This window comes from Pseudomonas corrugata (genome assembly GCF_050920615.1).
GTDB lineage: Bacteria > Pseudomonadota > Gammaproteobacteria > Pseudomonadales > Pseudomonadaceae > Aquipseudomonas > Aquipseudomonas corrugata.
The window spans coordinates 5,423,176-5,441,621 of the sequence record NZ_CP130434.1 but is presented as its reverse complement, the minus strand read 5'-3'; the positions used below and the strand labels follow the sequence as shown (position 1 = coordinate 5,441,621).

General features: G+C 61.8%; 17 protein-coding genes and 1 pseudogene. 13 read left to right on the top strand and 5 right to left on the bottom strand.

Annotated elements, in window-relative coordinates; genetic code table 11:
* The first annotated feature begins 1 nt into the window (after position 1).
* Positions 2 to 640, top strand: a complete 639-nt coding sequence (locus tag QZH45_RS24280) for a LysE family translocator (protein ID WP_024780928.1) — start codon at positions 2 to 4, stop codon at positions 638 to 640.
* Positions 637 to 1,134, top strand: a complete 498-nt coding sequence (locus QZH45_RS24275; RefSeq protein ID WP_055136248.1) for a GNAT family N-acetyltransferase — start codon at positions 637 to 639, stop codon at positions 1,132 to 1,134. The genes QZH45_RS24280 and QZH45_RS24275 overlap by 4 nt, the downstream gene beginning before the upstream one ends.
* 112 nt (positions 1,135 to 1,246) lie before the next feature.
* Here QZH45_RS24275 and metR read toward each other — a convergent pair whose 3' ends face one another.
* Positions 1,247 to 2,164, bottom strand: coding sequence for a transcriptional regulator MetR (gene metR / locus QZH45_RS24270; RefSeq protein ID WP_024780930.1), 918 nt, complete (start codon positions 2,162 to 2,164; stop codon positions 1,247 to 1,249).
* Between the two features lie 109 nt (positions 2,165 to 2,273).
* Here metR and metE point away from each other — a divergent pair, with 109 nt between their 5' ends.
* Both metE and QZH45_RS24260 read left to right on the top strand, forming a co-directional pair.
* Positions 2,274 to 4,586: a 5-methyltetrahydropteroyltriglutamate--homocysteine S-methyltransferase gene (gene metE, locus QZH45_RS24265; protein ID WP_055136249.1), complete on the top strand. Its 2,313-nt coding sequence runs from the start codon at positions 2,274 to 2,276 to the stop codon at positions 4,584 to 4,586.
* Between the two features lie 260 nt (positions 4,587 to 4,846).
* Positions 4,847 to 5,866 (top strand): alpha/beta fold hydrolase, encoded by a 1,020-nt coding sequence (locus QZH45_RS24260; RefSeq protein ID WP_055136250.1) that lies wholly within the window; start codon positions 4,847 to 4,849, stop codon positions 5,864 to 5,866.
* 78 nt (positions 5,867 to 5,944) lie between these two features.
* On the opposite strand, the gene QZH45_RS24255 is transcribed toward QZH45_RS24260, so the two are convergent.
* A complete protein-coding gene (locus QZH45_RS24255; RefSeq protein ID WP_053192496.1) occupies positions 5,945 to 6,826 on the bottom strand; it encodes a LysR substrate-binding domain-containing protein in 882 nt (293 codons plus the stop codon).
* A 115-nt stretch (positions 6,827 to 6,941) separates the two neighbouring features.
* Between QZH45_RS24255 and QZH45_RS24250 the strand changes: the two genes are divergently transcribed.
* From QZH45_RS24250 to QZH45_RS24225, 6 genes are all read left to right on the top strand, one after another.
* Complete coding sequence (locus tag QZH45_RS24250; RefSeq protein WP_024780934.1) at positions 6,942 to 8,579, top strand: 5-guanidino-2-oxopentanoate decarboxylase; 1,638 nt, start codon at positions 6,942 to 6,944, stop codon at positions 8,577 to 8,579.
* Positions 8,576 to 10,024: an aldehyde dehydrogenase family protein gene (locus QZH45_RS24245; RefSeq protein ID WP_024780935.1), complete on the top strand. Its 1,449-nt coding sequence runs from the start codon at positions 8,576 to 8,578 to the stop codon at positions 10,022 to 10,024. Before QZH45_RS24250 ends, QZH45_RS24245 begins: the two co-directional genes overlap by 4 nt.
* 216 nt (positions 10,025 to 10,240) lie before the next feature.
* On the top strand, positions 10,241 to 11,344 hold the full coding sequence (locus tag QZH45_RS24240; RefSeq protein WP_024780936.1) for an extracellular solute-binding protein: 1,104 nt from the start codon (positions 10,241 to 10,243) through the stop codon (positions 11,342 to 11,344).
* Between the two features lie 300 nt (positions 11,345 to 11,644).
* On the top strand, positions 11,645 to 12,553 hold the full coding sequence (locus tag QZH45_RS24235; RefSeq protein ID WP_024780937.1) for an ABC transporter permease: 909 nt from the start codon (positions 11,645 to 11,647) through the stop codon (positions 12,551 to 12,553).
* A complete protein-coding gene (locus QZH45_RS24230) occupies positions 12,550 to 13,398 on the top strand; it encodes an ABC transporter permease (RefSeq protein ID WP_024780938.1) in 849 nt (282 codons plus the stop codon). Before QZH45_RS24235 ends, QZH45_RS24230 begins: the two co-directional genes overlap by 4 nt.
* 15 nt (positions 13,399 to 13,413) lie before the next feature.
* Positions 13,414 to 14,469, top strand: coding sequence for an ABC transporter ATP-binding protein (locus QZH45_RS24225; RefSeq protein WP_024780939.1), 1,056 nt, complete (start codon positions 13,414 to 13,416; stop codon positions 14,467 to 14,469).
* A gap of 122 nt (positions 14,470 to 14,591) precedes the next feature.
* On the opposite strand, the gene QZH45_RS24220 is transcribed toward QZH45_RS24225, so the two are convergent.
* Positions 14,592 to 15,521: an AraC family transcriptional regulator gene (locus tag QZH45_RS24220; RefSeq protein ID WP_024780940.1), complete on the bottom strand. Its 930-nt coding sequence runs from the start codon at positions 15,519 to 15,521 to the stop codon at positions 14,592 to 14,594.
* 324 nt (positions 15,522 to 15,845) lie between these two features.
* On the opposite strand from QZH45_RS24220, the gene QZH45_RS24215 reads away from it, so the two are divergent.
* Together QZH45_RS24215 and QZH45_RS24210 are read left to right on the top strand one after the other, a co-directional pair.
* On the top strand, positions 15,846 to 16,190 hold the full coding sequence (locus QZH45_RS24215; RefSeq protein ID WP_024780941.1) for a putative quinol monooxygenase: 345 nt from the start codon (positions 15,846 to 15,848) through the stop codon (positions 16,188 to 16,190).
* Positions 16,191 to 16,236: 46 nt separating this feature from the next.
* Positions 16,237 to 16,470, top strand: coding sequence for a hypothetical protein (locus QZH45_RS24210; RefSeq protein WP_024780942.1), 234 nt, complete (start codon positions 16,237 to 16,239; stop codon positions 16,468 to 16,470).
* A 73-nt stretch (positions 16,471 to 16,543) separates the two neighbouring features.
* Here the strand turns inward: QZH45_RS24210 and QZH45_RS24205 are convergent, their stop codons facing one another.
* Positions 16,544 to 17,164: a flavin reductase family protein gene (locus QZH45_RS24205; protein ID WP_024780943.1), complete on the bottom strand. Its 621-nt coding sequence runs from the start codon at positions 17,162 to 17,164 to the stop codon at positions 16,544 to 16,546.
* Positions 17,165 to 17,337: 173 nt separating this feature from the next.
* Complete coding sequence (locus QZH45_RS24200) at positions 17,338 to 17,787, bottom strand: heme utilization protein (protein WP_069018319.1); 450 nt, start codon at positions 17,785 to 17,787, stop codon at positions 17,338 to 17,340.
* Between the two features lie 325 nt (positions 17,788 to 18,112).
* Here QZH45_RS24200 and QZH45_RS24195 point away from each other — a divergent pair.
* Positions 18,113 to 18,442: pseudogene (locus QZH45_RS24195) on the top strand (hypothetical protein); the annotation flags it as partial.
* Positions 18,443 to 18,446: the final 4 nt, after the last annotated feature.

Sequence of the window (18,446 nt, the reverse complement as noted above, 5' to 3'; positions counted from 1 at the left end):
CATGATTCCCTTGCCGGACCTGCTGGTTTTTGCCGCTGCCGCGTTACTGATGGTCCTCACGCCCGGCCCGAACATGATCTATCTGATTTCCCGTTCGATCTGCCAGGGCCGTAAGGCCGGCGTGATTTCCTTGCTGGGGGTGGTGGCGGGGTTCTTTGTGCACGTGTTGGCGGCCGCGGCGGGGCTGACAGCGGTTTTCCTGGCCGTGCCCATGGCCTATGAAATCCTGAAGTGGGTCGGTGCGCTGTACCTGTTGTGGCTGGCCTGGCAGGCCGTAAAACCAGGTGCGCGTTCGCCGTTCCAGGCACAGTCGTTGCCCGCGGACTCGACGCGCAAGCTGATCACCATGGGCTTTCTCACCAGTGCCCTGAATCCGAAGATCGCGGTGTTCTACCTGTCGGTATTTCCCCAGTTCATCAGCCCGGAGCATGGGTCGCTGTTCACCCAGAGCCTGATCCTCGGGCTGACCCAGATCAGCGTCAGTTTCAGCGTCAACCTGCTGATTGCACTGTTCGCTGCCGGCATTGCTTCGTGGTTCGTTCATAACCCCACCTGGCTGGCGCTGCAGCGTTATTTCATGGGTTTTGTGCTGGGCGCGCTGGCGCTGCGGCTGATGCTTGAGCAACGGCGGGCCGCATGAGCATCCGGCGGCTGCGGGCCGGCGATGCACCGGCTTATCGCGAGCTGATGCTCCAGGCCTATGGGTTGCATCCGCAGGCTTTCACCTCCAGCGTCAGCGAGCGGGCGACGATGCCCATGAACTGGTGGGAGTCTCGCCTGACCAGCCGGTTCGATGTGGTGCTGGGGGCATTCGTCGAGGATGAACTGGCCGGTATCGTCGGCCTGGCCCTCGAACCCCGGCAGAAAGCCCGACACAAGGCGACGTTGTTTGGCATGTACGTCGTCGATGCCCATCGTCACCATGGGCTTGGCCAGCAACTGCTGGAGGCCGCGCTTGACGAAGCCCGTCGCCATACCTTCCTGCACCTGGTGCAATTGACCGTCACCGCGGGTAACGATCCGGCGCTCAAGCTCTACCAACGCTGCGGTTTCGTGCTCTACGGCCTGGAGCCGATGGCGATACGGGTGGATGACGAGTATTTCGACAAGATCCATATGTGGCGCGAGCTCTGAGGCGCCATCGCGAGCAGGCTCGCTCCCACATTTGGATGTGTGTGCATACAGACAGTGAGGCCAACGCAGCCCCTGTGGGAGCGAGCCTGCTCGCGATAGCGGCGCCCCGGTATCACCGAACGGCACTGACCCCATCCAACGTGGAAAACGAAGTGTCCTTGGCCGTCAAGAGGAAGTCGCGCATGTACGGTGCATCGAGCATGTCGGTGCGAACCGCCGCGTACAGCGTGGCGAACAGGCCTTTCTCCCCCAGCCGCTTGGCCTTCACGTAACCCCGTGAACTGTATTCATGCAGAGCCCAGTGGGGCATGCCGCAGACGCCACGGCCGCTGGCCACCAGTTGCATCATCATCACCGTCAGCTCGGACGTGCGGACCTGGGCTGGTTCGATGTCGGCCGGCTCGAGGAAGCGGGTGAAGATGTCCAGTCGATCCCGTTCCACTGGGTAGGTGATCAGGGTTTCGCTGAGCAGGTCTTCGGGCACGATATACGGTTTGCCCGCCAGCCGATGCTGGTTGGCCACGGCGAGCATTGCTTCGTAAGTGAACAGCGGCACGTAGGTGATACCCGCCAGTTCCAGTGGGTCGGACGTCACCACCAGATCCAGGTCGCCACGGGCCAGGGCCGGCAGCGGGGCGAAAGCAAAGCCCGAGGCCAGGTCCAGTTCGACTTCCGGCCAGGCATCGCGGAACTGGTCGATGGTGGGCATCAGCCACTGGAAACAGCTGTGGCATTCGATGGCCATGTGCAAACGGCCGGCGGTGCCACCGGCCAGCCGGGCAATGTCTCGCTCGGCGCTGCGCAGCAATGGCAGGGTGGCGTCGGCCAGTTGCAACAAGCGCAGGCCGGCGCTGGTGAACCGCACCGGTTTGGTCTTGCGCACGAATAACTGCATCCCCAGGCGTTCCTCCAGTTCTTTGAACTGGTGGGAAAGAGCGGACTGGGTCAGGTGCAGGCGTTCGGCTGCTTCTACCAGGCTGTCGGCTTCGCGCAGGGCGTGCAGGGTCTTGAGGTGGCGGAGTTCAAGCACCGGAATTGCTCCATGAGTAAAACTTGTGATCAACACGAAAAGGTTGAGTTTGTCTCATGTAGGGTCGACTGTCGACAATGGCGTCATCTTTTACAGGAGGACTCTTACCATGGCCCTGGCCCACACCCTCGGTTTTCCCCGCATCGGCGCCGACCGCGAACTGAAAAAAGCCCTCGAAGCCTATTGGAAAGGCGACCTGGCGCCGGCTGCGTTGCAGAGCGTCGGCCGTGAACTGCGGGCCCGGCACTGGCAATTGCAGAAAGACGCCGGGATCGACCTGCTGCCGGTGGGGGATTTCGCCTGGTACGACCAGGTACTCGGCCACACGCTGACCCTGGGCGCGGTTCCTGCGCGATTTCACAACACGCTGAACCCTCAGGGCCGGCCGACCCTGGACACCCTGTTCGCCATGGCCCGTGGCGCCACGCCGGCCTGCTGCGATGCCCACCACGGTCAGACGCAACATGCCCAGGAGCTGACCAAGTGGTTCGACACCAACTACCACTACCTGGTCCCGGAGTTTTCCGTCGACCAGACCTTCGCCTTGAGCTGGGAACAACTGTTCGATGAAGTGGACGAGGCTCATGCCTTGGGGCACCGGGTCAAACCGGTGGTCATCGGTCCGCTGACTTATCTGTGGCTGGGCAAGGCCAAGGGACAGGATTTCGACAAGCTTGACCTGCTGGAACGCCTGCTGCCGGTCTATGGTGAAATCCTCAATCGCTTGAAGGCCCAAGGCGTGGAATGGGTGCAGATCGACGAGCCGATCCTCACCCTTGACCTGCCTGTGGCCTGGCGCAGTGCCTTCGAGCGGGCCTATCACATCCTCCAGTATTCGCCGCTGAAGAAGTTGGTAGCGACTTATTTCAGTGGCCTGCAAGACAATCTCGGCCTGGCCGTGAGCCTGCCGGTGGACGGCTTGCACATCGATGCAGTGCGTGCGCCGGAGCAACTGGGCCAGGTCTTGGACCGCCTCCCGACCTACAAGATCCTCTCGGTGGGCCTGGTCAATGGCCGTAACGTCTGGCGCTGCGAGCTGGAACAGGCCCTGGCGCAGTTGCGGCCGGCCCAGGAGCGTTTTGGTGACAACCTCTGGGTCAGCACGTCATGCTCGTTGCTGCACAGTCCGGTGGACCTGGAGCGTGAAGACCGACTGGACCCGGAGCTCAAGAGCTGGTTGGCCTTCGCGGTGCAGAAGTGCGGCGAAGTGGCGGTGTTGCGTGACGCATTGAACGATCCGCAAGCCCCCGGTGTGCAACAGGCGTTGGCCACCAGCCGTGAGATGCAGGCGAGCCGCGCCGCCTCGACGCGTATCCACAAGCCCGAGGTCCAGGCGCGTCTGGCGGCCATCAAGCCGCAGGACAGCCAACGACGTTCGCCGTTTGCCCAGCGCATCGAACAGCAGCGGGCACGCCTGAAATTGCCGGCGTTTCCAACGACCACCATCGGCTCTTTCCCGCAAACCCCGGCGATTCGTCTGGCGCGTCAGGCCTACAAGCAGGGCAAACTATCGGCCAACGACTATCAGGACGCCATGCACACCGAAATTCGCCACGCCGTGCAGATCCAGGAGCGCCTCGGTCTGGATGTGCTGGTCCATGGAGAAGCCGAGCGCAACGACATGGTGGAGTATTTCGCCGAGCAACTGGACGGCTACGCCTTCACCCGTTTCGGCTGGGTGCAGAGCTACGGTTCGCGATGTGTGAAACCGGCGATCATCTACGGCGACATCAGCCGGCCGAAAGCCATGACCGTCGACTGGATCCGCTACGCGCAAAGCCTGACCGACAAGGTCATGAAGGGCATGCTCACCGGCCCCGTGACCATGCTGATGTGGTCGTTTCCCCGCGAGGACGTGCCGCGTCGGGTCCAGGCACAGCAACTGGCCCTGGCCCTGCGTGACGAGGTGGTGGATCTGGAAGCGGCCGGGATCAGCATCGTGCAGATCGACGAGGCCGCGTTCCGCGAAGGTCTGCCGTTGCGGCGCGGGCAATGGCAGGAATACCTGGATTGGGCGGTGGAAGCCTTCCGCTTGAGCGCATCGGGTGTGCGTGACGAAACCCAGATCCATACCCACATGTGCTACAGCGAATTCAATGACGTGATCCAGGCCATCGCTGCCATGGACGCCGACGTCATCACTATTGAAACCTCGCGTTCGGACATGGAATTGCTGGAGGCTTTCGAAGCGTTCGACTACCCGAACGATATCGGCCCGGGCATCTACGACATCCACTCGCCGCGGGTGCCGGACACCGCCGAGATGGTCGGCTTGATGAACAAGGCCGTGAAGCGGATTCCCGCCGGGCACCTGTGGATCAACCCCGACTGCGGCCTGAAGACCCGGGCGTGGCCGGAAACCGAAGCGGCGCTGGTGAACATGGTGGCGGCGGCGCGACAGTTGCGGGGGCAGCTAGCCTGAGTAACTGCGGAGCTTGGCTGTACCTGTGAGCGCTGAGGAAACTTGTGGGAGCAAAGCTTGCTCGCGATGGCGGCGGACCAGCCAGTATCATTGTTGGCTGACTTGGCCCCATCGCGAGCAAGCTTTGCTCCCACAGAAAACTCACACCGCAGGAACCACTCGGTAATCTTCATCAAACTGTCACGCAACTGTGGCAGCGCGCTTGAACAAACTTCATCAGACTCACGCTCTACTGGGGCTCTGCGTTTTGGTGTTTCTTCATGCGTGTGTTTATTTTCCTGGCCGTCCTGTTGTTCGGCCTGCCGTCGATTGCGGCGTCTCGCTGTGAGGTCAACGTTCCGACCCAACGGGTCGATCTGGATCAGGTGAGCCTGGCCTACCAGAGCATTGGCCGTGCCTCCGATCCTGCTTTGTTGCTGGTGATGGGGCTGGGTGGGCAATTGATCCATTGGCCGGATGAAGTGGTGGTTGCCCTGTGCGAACAGGGCTTTCGGGTGATCCGCTACGACAACCGGGACGTGGGCTTGTCCACCTGGCGGCAGGCGCCGGGCAGCGCCAACCTGACTTTCGAAGCGCTTCGCTACAAACTGGGCTTGACGGTTGACGCGCCTTACTCCCTCACAGACATGGCCAATGATGGCCTGGGGCTGATGGACGCGTTGCACGTGCAGAATTTTCATCTGCTGGGGGCGAGCATGGGGGGCATGATCGCCCAGCACATGGCCGCGATGGCGCCGCAGCGGGTCGAAAGCCTGACCCTGATCATGACCAGCTCCAGTGCCGCCGGCTTGCCGGCGCCTAGCGAAACGCTGGTGCGCTTGCTGTCCCGACGCAGTGCGCCGAATCGTGAGGTAGCGCTGGAGCAACAGGCTGACCTGCTGGCCGCCCTGGGTAGCCCCATGGTGATCGATGATCGCCAGGCGCTGCTGCATCAGGCTGCTGTCGCCTATGATCGGGCGTTCAACCCCGAAGGTGTGCAACGCCAGATCATGGCGATCATGGCCGAGCCGAGCCGGGTCGAGTTGCTCAATCAATTGCGGGTGCCGACCCTGGTGGTTCATGGCACCGCCGACCCGTTATTGCCGGTGATGCACGGCGTCCATCTGGCGGCGCATATCCGCGGCAGTCAGTTGAAGTTGATCCCGGGCCTGGCCCATCGTTTCCAGGAGGCTTTCAAGGAGCCGCTGCTGGGAGCGGTGTTGCCCTATCTGCAAGAGCATCGCGAAGACACCTCGCACTGGGCGCAGGTCGAACCGGTACAGGCGCCGAATCTGCTCTGATAGAGGATTCGAACGTTGTAGCGATCTCCTGTGGCGAGGGGATAAATCCCTTCGCCACAAAGGAGTATCTGCAGGATTTCACCGCGACCGGGCCTGCTCCACCAACCACCCCATCAACTCCTGCAACGGCTCCGACGCCTGGGCCTTGCGCGGGAGCACCAGGTAATAACCCAACCCGGTCCTGACCTTCAGCTCGAACGGCATCACCAGCCGCCCGGCGCTCAGGTCATCGCCGATCAGCGACCAGTCGCCTATCGCCACGCCCGTGCCCTGTGAGGCCATGGACATCGCCAGATCCAGGGTTTCGAAATGCTGGCCCTTGCTGACATTGCTCACGTGAATCTCGGCGGCATCCAGCCAGGCAGTCCAGTCGCGCGCATCGCGGGTGGGATGCAACAGCAGGTGTTGCTGCAGGTCGGCGGGTTCATGCAGCGGCACGGGGCCGTCCAGTACCGATCGGGAGCAAACCGGCGTCAGCTGTTCATCGAACAGATGCAGACACGCCAATGAGGTGTCGGGTGGCGGGCCGTAGACCACGGCTGCGTCGAAGGCCTCGCGCTGGAAGTCCACGCCATGCCTGACCGTGGTGGTCAGCTCCACCGGCACATCCGGCCGTTCCTTCTGCCATTGCAATAAGCGCGGCAGCAGCCAGCGCATCACACAGGTCGGCGCCTTGAGTTGCAGGGTCTGGCGCTTCTCACCGATCTGCTCCACCGCGTCGCCGATCAAGCGGAACACCTGCTGCACCTGTGGCAACCACGCCGTCCCTTCAGGTGTGAGGGTCAGGCCGCGGGCCTGGCGCTGGAACAGCGCGTAGCCCAGATGATCCTCCAATCCGGCGATCTGCCGACTCACCGCGCCCTGGGTAATGTGCAACTGTTCGGCGGCCCGGGTGAAGTTGCAGCATTGGGCCGTGATCAGAAACGTGTGCAGCGCTGGAAGCGGAGGGAGTCGTTTCATTTGGATCCAAGCCATGACGTGAGGACATGGCTAGTATGACTTTTTATCCATTGTTGCCGCTATGGCCTGACCGTTCAATGAGCCCATTCCAAGACAAGAAAGAAGGGCAGTGGCAATGGCAACGTGCGGCGAAGTATTGGTCAAGTTACTCGAAGGCTATGGCGTGGAGCAGGTGTTCGGCATTCCCGGCGTGCACACCGTCGAGCTGTATCGCGGGCTGGCCCGGTCAAGCATTCGCCACGTGACGCCGCGCCATGAACAGGGCGCAGGCTTCATGGCCGACGGTTACGCGCGCGTCAGCGGTAAACCCGGCGTGTGTTTCATCATCACCGGCCCTGGCATGACCAATATCACCACCGCCATGGGCCAGGCCTACGCCGATTCGATCCCGATGCTGGTGATCTCCAGCGTCCAGTCGCGCAGCCAGCTGGGTGGCGGACGCGGCAAGTTGCATGAGTTGCCGAATCAGGCTGCGCTGGTGGGCGGTGTCGCGGCGTTTTCCCACACGCTGATGTCCGCGGCTGAATTGCCCAGCGTTCTGGCCCGGGCCTTCGCCGTGTTCCAGGCCGGGCGGCCGCGGCCGGTGCACATCGAAATCCCCTTGGACGTGCTGGTCGAAGACGCCGATGCCTTGCTCGCCAGTATGCCCGTGAGCGTCGATCGCGCCGGCGCTGCGCCGGGTGCGGTGAAACAGATGACGGCGATGCTGGCCTCGGCCAGACGGCCACTGATCCTGGCCGGCGGTGGCGCCATCGACGCCGCCGCCGAATTGACCGAACTGGCCGAACGTCTGGGCGCACCGGTGGCGTTGACCATCAATGCCAAGGGCTTGCTGCCGTCCCGTCATCCCTTGTTGATCGGCTCTACCCAGAGCCTGGTGGCCACCCGCACATTGGTGGCCGAAGCGGATGTGGTGCTGGCCATCGGCACCGAGCTGGCCGAAACCGACTACGACATCACTTTTGCCGGGGGCTTCGAGCTCCCTGGTGCGCTGCTGCGCATCGACATCGACCCGGACCAGACCGTGCGCAACTATCCGCCGCGCCTGGCGCTGGTGGCCGATGCCCGCACCGCCGCCGGGGCCTTGCTCGATGAGTTGAACCGGCAACCTTTGGCCGAGCGCAGCAACGATTGGGGCGCTGTTCGTGCTACCCGGTTGCGTGCCGAGCTGGAAGGCAGTTGGGACGCTGCGGTCCGCGCCCAGAGCGCTTTTCTCGACAGCGTTCTGCAAACGCTGCCTGAGGCGGTCTTCGTCGGCGACTCCACCCAACCGGTGTACACCGGCAACCTGACGTTCAACCCGGAGCGTCCGCGGCGCTGGTTCAACTCGTCCACCGGCTACGGCACCCTCGGCTATGCGTTGCCGGCGGCGATTGGCGCCTGGCTTGGCGGCAAGAACCAGGGCCATGGTCGCCCCCCGGTGGTGTGCCTGATCGGTGACGGTGGCCTGCAATTCACCCTGCCGGAGCTGGCCAGCGCCGTGGAAGCGCGGGTGCCGGTGATTGTGCTGCTGTGGAATAACCAAGGCTACGAAGAGATCAAGAAATACATGGTCAACCGCGCCATCGAACCGGTGGGCGTGGACATCTATACCCCGGACTTCATCGGTGTCGCCAAAGCCTTGGGCTGCGCTGCCGAAACCGTCGATGATGTGGCGCAACTGCATACCGCACTGCTCGCGGCCAGCGACCGGCAAGGTCCGACGCTGATCGAAATCGATCAGGCGCGTTGGATGAGCGGGGTGTCGCAATGACTCTTCCCACAGCATTGGAAGGGCTGTACATCAACGGCCAGTGGTTTCGCGGTGAGCAGTATTTACGGGTGATCAACCCGGCGACCGAGGCATTGCTGACCACTGTTCATGGCGGTGATGAACGCGCGGTCGATCAAGCCCTGGACGCCGCGACCCAGGCCTTTGGCCCATGGTCGAAAACCACGGGGGCCGAGCGCGGCGCGATCCTGCGTCGTATCGCCGCTGGCGTGCAGGCCGGTCGCGCGCAGTTGATGCAATTGCAATCGCGCAACAACGGCAAGCCGCTGTTCGAGGCAGCCATCGATGTCGATGATGTGGTGGCGACCTTCGAATATTACGCCGAGCTGGCCGAAGGCTTGGACATCCGGCAGGACAGTTCGCTGGCCTTGCCCAGCGATGATTTCAGCGCGCGCCTGCGTCGCGAACCTTGCGGTGTGGTCGGCTTGATCGTGCCGTGGAATTTCCCGATGGTCACCACCGCCTGGAAACTCGCACCGGCCCTGGCCGCCGGCTGCTGCGTGGTGCTCAAACCCTCTGAGGTCACGCCGTTGCCGGAGCTGGAGCTGGCCTCGATCATCGCTGACTGCGGCTTGCCCGATGGGGTCTTCAACCTGATCTGTGGGACTGGCCTGGCCGTGGGGGCGCCGTTGGCCGCCGATCCGCGGGTGGCGAAGATTTCCTTCACCGGCAGCAACGCGGTGGGTGTGCAGGTGATGCAACGGGCGGCGGAAACGGTGAAGGGCGTGAGCCTGGAGCTGGGCGGCAAATCGTCTCTGCTGGTGTTGGCCGATGCTGATCTGGAACTGGCCGTGGAGTTGGCCTGTGGTGGCGGCTTCTTCAATGCCGGACAGATGTGCTCGGCCACCAGCCGGGTGCTGGTCGCTGATGAGCTGGCCGATGACTTCCTGCAGCGGCTCAAGATCCGCGCCGAGGCGATTCGCGTGGCCGATCCGTTCGATCCGGACGTGGAAATGGGCGCGTTGGTCAATCAGGCGCAATACCAACGGGTGCTGGGGCATATCGACCGGGGCGTGAGCGCGGGTGCGACGCTGGTGTGCGGCGGCCAGCGCCCGACGCATCTGTCGCGAGGCTTTTTTCTTCAGCCGACGATCTTCACCGACGTGCCCCCAGACAGTGCGCTGTGGTGCGAGGAGATTTTTGGACCGGTGCTGTGCGTGCGCCGTTTCAGCGGCGTGGAACAGGCCATTGCGCTTGCCAATGACAGCCGTTTCGGCCTGGTGGCCAGCGTGGTCAGCCGTGATCTCGACGCTGCCGAGCAGGTCGCCAACGCTTTGCAGGCGGGCCTGGTGTGGATCAACGCGCCCCAGGTGATCTTTCCCCAGGCGGCGTGGGGTGGCTACAAGCAGAGCAGTCTGGGCCGCGAGTTGGGACCCTGGGGATTGGCGGCATTCCAGGAAATCAAGCATGTGATCCGGGCGGTCTGACAGCACGTTATCGGGTCGCGCATGCCTCGAAAAAAGGCATGCGCCAGGGACATGGCTTCAATGAGTTTTTTTCGATAGTCAGGGATTTTGTGCAACCCCAGGATGGCCTTCGACAACGACAAACTCCTTGCAGCATCGGGCTTTGATCGATCTCGAACCGCTAGGGCGCAACGGTTTTCAGCCACCTCATACTTAGAAAAACAAAGGGAGTCCTCCATGGGCAAGCATGATCTGAACAGACGTCAATTCATCAAGACCGCAAGCGTAGTGTCGGTCGCGGCCGCCGCCATGAGCGTGCCTTTCATCAGCGCCCGGGCCAGCGATACACGGTTCGTCGGCAAGACCCTGCGTCTGCTGACCTGGTCCGACGACACCGGGCTGGCTGCGCTGCGTAACATCGCCGCAACCTTCGAGGCCAAGACCGGGGCCAAGGTCATCGCCGACCGCACCGGCAGCACCTCGGAAATGGTCGCCAAACTCAAGGCCGGTGGCGACCGGCCGCAGTACGACATCATCACCCTGGCCGGCGTCGGCGCCGAGGGACTGGCTGCGGCGGGTCTGTTGGAAAAGCCGGACCTGAACCGCATCCCCAATCTGGTGGACGTGCCGGAGCATTACCGCACCGGTGCCGGTGGTCATGGCATCGGTTATCTGTTGTGGTGCAACAGCCTGGTCTACAGCACCCGCACCTTGCAACAGACACCGGACAGTTACGCCGCGCTTTGGGACGCGGACCTGGCGCCGAATATCTTCTTGCCGCCGCCGAACTGGACCGAGGCCATGGACCTGATCATCATCGCCGCCAAGCTGGCCGGCGGTGACGAACACAACATCGAACCGGGCTTCAAGAAACTCGCCGAGCTCAAGGAACGGGTGGTGACCCTGGGCGAAAACCCGAACCAGATCGCCGAACTGTTCCGTACCGGTTCCCTGGACATGGGCGGTTTATATGCGCCGGCGTTTTTCCCCAAGCAGATCCGCGACCCGGCCTATGGTCTGGGAGCAACGTTCGGTATGAAGGAAGGCTTCTACACTGACCTGATGCTCTCGGTCATGCCCAAGAACCGCCCGGGCGACACCGACCTGGCCTACGCCTTCATCGACCACTCCCTCGACCCGCTGGTGCAGGGCAAGATGGCCGAAGACATCTTCAACGGCCCGGTCAACGCCAAGGCCATCATCTCCGCCGAAGCGCGCAAGAGCCCGTACATCCTCACCCCGGAGCAAATCGCCGACAAAGCGATCATGCACGACAACGCCTTCCTGGCGACGGTGCACGACCAGTGGATCCGCCGGTACACGGAAATTTTCTCTTCCTGAACTGGATGCCGGGCCCGCTCGACATCCAAGTTTGGGAGCGAACCTGCTCGCGATAGCGGTGGGTCAGCTGAGGGAGATGGTGGCTGTGCCGGCGTCATCGCGAGCAGGCTCGCTCCCACAGGGGAATAGGGGGATGCGGGATCTGTAGGCTACCCGCGATCCAGTGTGGGAGCGAGCCTGCTCGCGATAGCGGTGGGTCAGTTGAGGGAGATGGTGGCTGTGCCGGCGCCTTCGCGAGCAAGCCCGCTCCCACCGAAAAGTTGTGTTTGTGCTGTCGTTTTCCACTGACGAGACCTTGCCATGGAACACCAACCGTTAACTCATCCGCAGAGCGTTGCGCCAATGCGTTCCAGCCGGAGTATTTCGCCCACGACGCGGGCGTGGTTTTTCCTGTCGCCGTCGATGCTGTTTCTGGGCGTGTTGATTGCCGCCAGTCTGTTGGTACTGCGCATGAGCGTCGGCACCAAGGGCGCGGAGTGGAGTGGGTTCAGCCTTGCCAGTTATGGGCAATTGCTGGAGCCCTATTACCTCAAGTCCCTGTTGCTGACCTTACGCCTGGCACTGATCAGCGCGGTGATCGCCGTGCTGTTGGCGATCCCTGTGGCTTACACCATGTCGCGCCTGGCCTCGCCATTGCTGCGGCGGGTGTTCCTGGCGGCGGTGCTGTTGCCGCTGCTGGTCAACCTGCTGCTGCAAAGCTACGGCTGGCTGGTGATCCTCGGCCCGGCCGGCATGCTCAACCAGGCGCTCATGGGCCTGGGCCTGATCAAGCGACCGATCATGTTGCTGTACAACCAGAACGGCGTGCTGATGGGCTTGGTCCAGACCGCATTCCCCCTGGCCGTATTGCCCATCGCCAGCGCCATGCGCGGGGTGGCCCGCAGCTATGAGGAGGCGGCCGCCACCCTCGGCGCCAGCCGCTTCCAGGTGTTTCGCCAAGTGGTGTTGCCCATGAGCCTGCCCGGCATCATCACCGGCGCGACCCTGGTGTTCGCCTACAACGCCAGCAGCTTCGTCGTACCGCTGTTGTTGGGCGGGAGACGGGTGCCGATGCTGGCAGTGATGGTCCATGACCAGATTGCCCCGTTGATGAACTGGCCGGCCGCATCCGCCGCGGGGGTGGTGTTGATCGTCACCACGCTGCTGATCATGACCCTGTCCGAATATTTCACCGGCCGCCGTCGGCGGATGCTGGAGGCTTCTCAATGAGCGCGTTGAGTAAAAAACGCCAGTCGCTGTTGCCCGGTGAAACCGGTCGGATCGCGGGGCTGCTGTCGGGTCTCATTCTGTTGCTGGCGGTATTGCCGATCCTGACCATGATCGTCATGTCCTTCAGCGGCGCGGCGAACCTGGACTTCCCGCCAAGCAGCTACAGCCTGCAATGGTATCGGGCCGCCTGGCAGACCTTCGTCTCCCCGGATACCAGCGATGTACTGAGCCTGGGCCAGGCCATGGGCACCAGCTTGCTGGTGGCGTGCCTGACCATGATCTTCGCCACGCTGATCGCGGTGCCGGCGGCCTATGCACTGACCCGTTGTGAGTTCCGGGGCAAGGCCGTGGCGCTACAATTGATGTCGCTGCCGTTGGTGTTCCCCATGGTGGTGCTGGGTCTGGCTTTGCTGTTGGTGTTCGACAGCCTGCCATTTCAGATGACCACCTCAAGGCTGGTCATTGCCCACGTCATCCTTGCCTTGCCGTTCGTGGTGAAGAACTGCACCGCCGCCATGCTCGGCATCGGTAGCGAAGTCGAGGAAGCCGCGCGGATGCTCGGGGCCTCACCGCAGCGGGCCATCGTCGATGTGGTGGTGCCGTTGATGAAGTCGGGCATCCTCGCCGGAATGCTTCTGGCATTTATTGTCTCGTTCAACGAATTCACCGTGACCTATTTTCTCTACACCGTCGACGTCATGACCGTGCCGATCTGGATGTACAGCCGCACCGTGTCGTCGCTTGACCCCACTGTTTTTTCGTTTGCCGTGCTCATCGTGCTGATCGACTTCGTGCTGATCTGGGCCTTGGAGAAGCTGGTGGGCGAGGGCGGCGTTTCCTTTTGATTTCGAGGTGAAGACATGACTGGACTGATACTGGAAAACGTCGAGAAACATTACGGCTCGGCTTGCGCGGTAAAGGATGTGAACCTGCATTTGCCGGAAGGCAAGCTGGTCTGTTTTCTCGGGCCTTCGGGCTGCGGCAAGACCACGCTGCTGCGGATGATCGCCGGCCTGGAAAGCCTTAGCGGCGGTGAGATCCGCCTGGATGGCGATGACATCGGTCATACCCCGGCGCACCTGCGCAACTTCGGCATGGTCTTTCAATCGCTGGCGTTGTTTCCCCACATGACCGTCGGCGAGAACATCGCCTATCCACTGAAACTGCGCGGCGTGGGCAAGGCCGAGCAGCAGGCGCGGGTGGTGGAGCTGCTGGAGCTGATTCAGCTCCAGGCCATGATCGACCGGCCCGTGGCGAAACTGTCTGGTGGCCAGCGTCAGCGCGTGGCAATTGCCCGGGCGATTGCCGCACGGCCAAAAATCCTGCTGTTGGACGAACCGCTGTCTGCCCTCGACGCCAAGCTGCGTGAGTCGATGCAGGTGGAAATCCGCCAGCTGCAACAGCGGCTGAACATCACCACCATCCTGGTGACCCACGACCAGCGCGAGGCCATGACCATGGCCGATATCGTGGTGGTGCTGGGCGAGCACCGGGTGCAGCAGGTGGGGACGCCGATCGAGATCTATCGGCATCCAGCCAATGAGTTCGTCGCCGACTTCATCGGCTCGGGTAATATTTTTCCTGCGACCACGCTGGGCAGCGGGCGTGTCGGCCTGCCGGGCGGGGATGTGCTGGACGTACCGGCCAGCCGTAGCCCGATTGTTGGCGAGAAGATCAAGTTGCTGGTGCGCCCGGAAGACGTGCAGCTGTCTACTCCCCAGGCCACGGCGGGTAACCGCTTGCTGGGCAAGGTGACATTCGTGCGTGACATTGGCGCGACCATCGAGACCACGGTGGAGTGTTCCGGGGTTTCATTCACTGCGCTGAGTACGCCTTGCCAGGGAATGGACCTGGGCATCGGGCACGCGGTGTCGGTGACCCTGCCGGCAGATGCGTGTCGGTTGCTGGAGGCTTGATCTGGAAAAGTGGGGGCTTGGTCTGGCCCCATCGCGAGCAGGCTCCCCACATTGGAATGCGTCCCCCCTGTGGGAGCGAGCCTGCTCGCGATGAAGCCGGCACAGCCAATGCAAAAGCCCAATCAAACCGTCAACCGCAACCGCGCCAGATCCCGCAACGGCGGTGCGCCAAACAGTCGGCTGTACTCGCGGCTGAACTGCGAAGGGCTTTCATAACCCACTCGATACCCTGCCGCCGAAGCTTCCAGCCCCTCGGCCAGCATCAGCCGCCGGGCTTCCTGCAGGCGCAACTGTTTCTGATATTGCAGCGGGCTCATGGCGGTCATGGCTTTGAAACGGTGATGCAGGGTCGAGACGCTGAGGTTCACTTCCCGGGCCAGTTCGTCGATGCGCAGCGGCTGTTCGAAGTGACCGTTGAGCCATTTGATCGCCTGGCCGATGCGATGGCTCTGGCTGTTGGCAATGGCGATTTCGTACAGCCGGTAGCCCTGTGGACTGCGCAGCAGTCGGTACAGGATTTCCCGTCGCACCAGGGGCGCGAGCATGGTGATGTCCTTGGGGTGGTCCAGCAGGCGCACCAGACGCAGCACTGCGTCTAGCATCGACGTGTCCAGGCGTTCGACATACAGGCCACGACCGGCTGGGCGGGTCGGCACGCCCAGCGGGCCGGCATCGGCGATCAGCGCGGTAATTTCCGCCGGGTCGATGTCCAGGCGCACAGCCAGGATCGGGTGTTCAGGCGAAACGTCGGCGATGCATCCGCTCAACGGCATCGAAACCGAGACCACCAGGTAATGAAGCGGGTCGTAATTGAACAGTTCGTCCGCCAGTCGTACCTGTTTGCTGCCCTGGGCCATGATGCACAACGCCGGCTGCGCCAGCACCGGTGCAAATTTATGGGGCTTGCTGTGGCGAGACAGATTCAATGAGCCGATGGCGGTAGCGTAGCTGCCGTCTTCACGGGTATTGCGGTCGATGATCGACGCCAGTTCGGCGCGCTGTTGTTCCAGATGCGGGTCCAGGGGGACGTGGGCGTGGTCGAGCGGCGACATGCCAGGATCCTCGGATAATAGAAGCGATGGGCAAAGCTTATGTTTGTGCAAGGCGTCGTGGTAGTCACATCCTGTTGAAAGCTTGCCTGATCCTGCCTGGCCATCGCGCCGGATTGTTGCAACGCTGCCGAAACTTGCTTGAAATCTTTCGTTTCAAAATGTCCGGTTCCTGTCGGGGCGCTTCGGCTTTGCAAACTACTTTTACGCAGGATTGTGCAAGGCGTCGGCAGAAATCGACTAACGAACCTGGCATCGCGGCGCTTAACCTTCAATCCTGTCGCAGCTGTTCCCGGCTGCACAATGGATGACCTGGGAGGGTTGAACATGTCTACACAGATCCCCGTCAGTCACATGGCTTTTGTGCGGGCCCGCGCCGGAAGCTCCAACTTATTGGGCGTACGACTGAGTAAACTCATCGCGCCTTCGCGCCAAGCCCCTGGTTGCCTGCACTTTGCGTTGCAACAATCGCAATGCGACGACGATTTGTGGCTGATGTCCGGGCTTTGGGTCGATCAGCAGGCGATGGATGCGTACTTCAACTCCCCGGCCATGGGGATTTTCGCTGAGCTGGTGCAGGAGCTGGTGGTAAGCAGTCTGGATTTCCACACCTTCAGGGAAGTGTCCGCAGCCCAGGCGCCACTGGCGACGGTACACAAACTGGCTGGATGAAGGTTTAATAACTCTCCATTTCTCATCGCCAGGATGCGCAAAAAACATGGCACGTAAAGCGTTTGAAACCTTTGAAGCTGTCTCTGCGGTCGTTCCTCGGGAGGGCGGTGGCTACCATGCAGCCATTGCGACCAAAGCCATCGGTGGCTCCGGGGCTCCGCGCTTCCACAAGATACTCGAGGAGCAGACGTTCGAAACCGCTGCCAAAGCCGATGAAGCTGCCGCTGTGCATGTGACACGTCTGAAGGGCGTCGACGAAGAGGGTGGGTTGGTCTGGTGATGACCCTCTCAGCCAATAAAGCTTTCTGTGGCGGAAGGATTTATCCCCTCGCCACAGAAGCTTGTGCACGTTCTTACTTTGGGCGATGCATCTTGAACAGCGCCTCAGGCCCCAACTGGAAGTAATCCGCCGGTCCGCCACCGCGCAAGATCGGTTCGGCGGCGGCTGTGTCGTAGACCCCGTCCTTCAATAGCCACTTGGCAATATGCACCGCAACCACTTCGCCGAGGATCAGCCAGCTCGGCACCAACCCCTTGTCCGCTCGCTGCAACTGAATGATCTGGGTGACCTTGCATTCGAAGGACACCGGGCTTTCGGCCACCCGCGGCACCTGGATCACCTGTGATGTCGCTGGCGTCAACCCCGCCAGTTCGAATTCGTTGACCTCGGGCGCGACCATGGCGCAGCTCTGGTTCATTTGTTCGGCCAGCGGGCGTGTGGCCAGGTTCCAGGCGAATTCGCCAGTCTGTTCGATGTTGTTCAGGCTGTCTTTGCGCCCGACACTGGAAAAACCAATGATCGGCGGGACGTAATTGAAGGCATTGAAGAAACTGTAGGGTGCCAGGTTCAGGCGGCCTTCGGCGTCCTGGGAAGAGATCCAGCCGATAGGACGTGGGCCGACAATGGCGTTGAACGGATCGTGGGGCAGGCCATGGCCGTTGGCGGGTTCGTAGTAGTAGATATCGTCGGGCATGGAAGTGCTCAAATCCTGGGTTTGGGTGGGACTCGAAGAATAGTGCCGAGCCGTATCGGTTTTGTCAGTACCGCAGGGCTTTGAAGGAGGTCTTTTGCACAGAGATGGCGATTACCAGGGGCTTTAATGACTAAGCCCGGCCGAAGCCGGGCTGTGAGGACGCCTTTGGGGGATCAGCTGATGAGGGCACCACCGGTACGATCGAAGCCGTCTTCAGCAACAGTGGCGCCACCGGTACGATCGAAGCCGTCTTCAGCAACAGCGGCGCCGTTGGTACGGTCGAAGCCATCTTCAGCAACAGTGGCGCCGTTGGTACGGTCGAAGCCGTCTGCAGCAACAGTGGCGCCGTTGGTACGGTCGAAGCCGTCTGCAGCAACAGTGGCGCCGTTGGTACGGTCGAAGCCGTCTGCAGCAACAGTGGCGCCGTTGGTACGGTCGAAGCCGTCTGCAGCAACAGTGGCGCCGTTGGTACGGTCGAAGCCATCTGCAGCAACGGTGGCAGCACCGGTGCGCTCATAACCATCAGCGGCAACAGCTGAACCGGTACGGTTGAAACCGTCAGCGGCGAAGGTATTGGCAGCGAGTACCGACAGGGTCAGGGCAAGGATCAGTTTGGTTTTCATGGTCGTATCTCCAAATCGTTGAGGGGGTGTGTCTTGCATGGGTTTAATTCTACTCATGCAAATTTGATTAAAAAGCGCAAAATAATGCTAAATCGAATCGATTAATTCGATATTAAGACTTGCGCATCCCATGGCTTTACAAACCTCGGCAAAGGCCGTGAACGTATCGATTCAAGTGAGATGAGGATGCCAGGCCAGCATTAATCGTCGATTAATTCGATGTCGGACGGATGCGACAGATTTTTCATGTACTCCCGACCTGTTTTTCACCGCCGCAACGCCAGCCTTGCCAGGGCCTGTAATCAAGGCCGGTCGCCTCACACTGGAGCTTTCCGACTACCTGGCGGATGATTCGGGCCTGGGGTTTGGCGGCGCTGCGTTACTGATCGGCTCGACCATTGCCCTGGTCGTGCTGCTCAAGTGCTTCACCAGAATTTCGACAATGGTGTTGTTCTGGATCGCGTTCGTGCTGACCCCTCCGTTGGGGGCAACGCTGGGTGACCTGATGACCAAATCCCATGAACAGGGCGGCCTGGACATTGGCACCGTCGGTTCGTCGGCGGTGTTGGCGGGAATTCTGGTTGTGATGATCGCCGGGGCGGCGTATGCGCAGAGTCGCTATGGCAGGCAGGGGGCTGCTGCCGAGTCGGGTTGATACC

Bases quoted from the DNA above. Each gene is read 5' to 3' on its own strand.
- QZH45_RS24280 (WP_024780928.1), top strand. From the start codon at position 2: ATGATTCCCTTGCCGGACCTGCTGGTTTTTGCCGCTGCCGCGTTACTG.
- QZH45_RS24275 (WP_055136248.1), top strand. From the start codon at position 637: ATGAGCATCCGGCGGCTGCGGGCCGGCGATGCACCGGCTTATCGCGAG.
- metE (WP_055136249.1), top strand. From the start codon at position 2,274: ATGGCCCTGGCCCACACCCTCGGTTTTCCCCGCATCGGCGCCGACCGC.
- QZH45_RS24260 (WP_055136250.1), top strand. From the start codon at position 4,847: ATGCGTGTGTTTATTTTCCTGGCCGTCCTGTTGTTCGGCCTGCCGTCG.
- QZH45_RS24255 (WP_053192496.1), bottom strand. From the start codon at position 6,826: ATGAAACGACTCCCTCCGCTTCCAGCGCTGCACACGTTTCTGATCACG.
- QZH45_RS24250 (WP_024780934.1), top strand. From the start codon at position 6,942: ATGGCAACGTGCGGCGAAGTATTGGTCAAGTTACTCGAAGGCTATGGC.
- QZH45_RS24245 (WP_024780935.1), top strand. From the start codon at position 8,576: ATGACTCTTCCCACAGCATTGGAAGGGCTGTACATCAACGGCCAGTGG.
- QZH45_RS24240 (WP_024780936.1), top strand. From the start codon at position 10,241: ATGGGCAAGCATGATCTGAACAGACGTCAATTCATCAAGACCGCAAGC.
- QZH45_RS24235 (WP_024780937.1), top strand. From the start codon at position 11,645: ATGGAACACCAACCGTTAACTCATCCGCAGAGCGTTGCGCCAATGCGT.
- QZH45_RS24230 (WP_024780938.1), top strand. From the start codon at position 12,550: ATGAGCGCGTTGAGTAAAAAACGCCAGTCGCTGTTGCCCGGTGAAACC.
- QZH45_RS24225 (WP_024780939.1), top strand. From the start codon at position 13,414: ATGACTGGACTGATACTGGAAAACGTCGAGAAACATTACGGCTCGGCT.
- QZH45_RS24220 (WP_024780940.1), bottom strand. From the start codon at position 15,521: ATGTCGCCGCTCGACCACGCCCACGTCCCCCTGGACCCGCATCTGGAA.
- QZH45_RS24215 (WP_024780941.1), top strand. From the start codon at position 15,846: ATGTCTACACAGATCCCCGTCAGTCACATGGCTTTTGTGCGGGCCCGC.
- QZH45_RS24210 (WP_024780942.1), top strand. From the start codon at position 16,237: ATGGCACGTAAAGCGTTTGAAACCTTTGAAGCTGTCTCTGCGGTCGTT.
- QZH45_RS24205 (WP_024780943.1), bottom strand. From the start codon at position 17,164: ATGCCCGACGATATCTACTACTACGAACCCGCCAACGGCCATGGCCTG.
- QZH45_RS24200 (WP_069018319.1), bottom strand. From the start codon at position 17,787: ATGAAAACCAAACTGATCCTTGCCCTGACCCTGTCGGTACTCGCTGCC.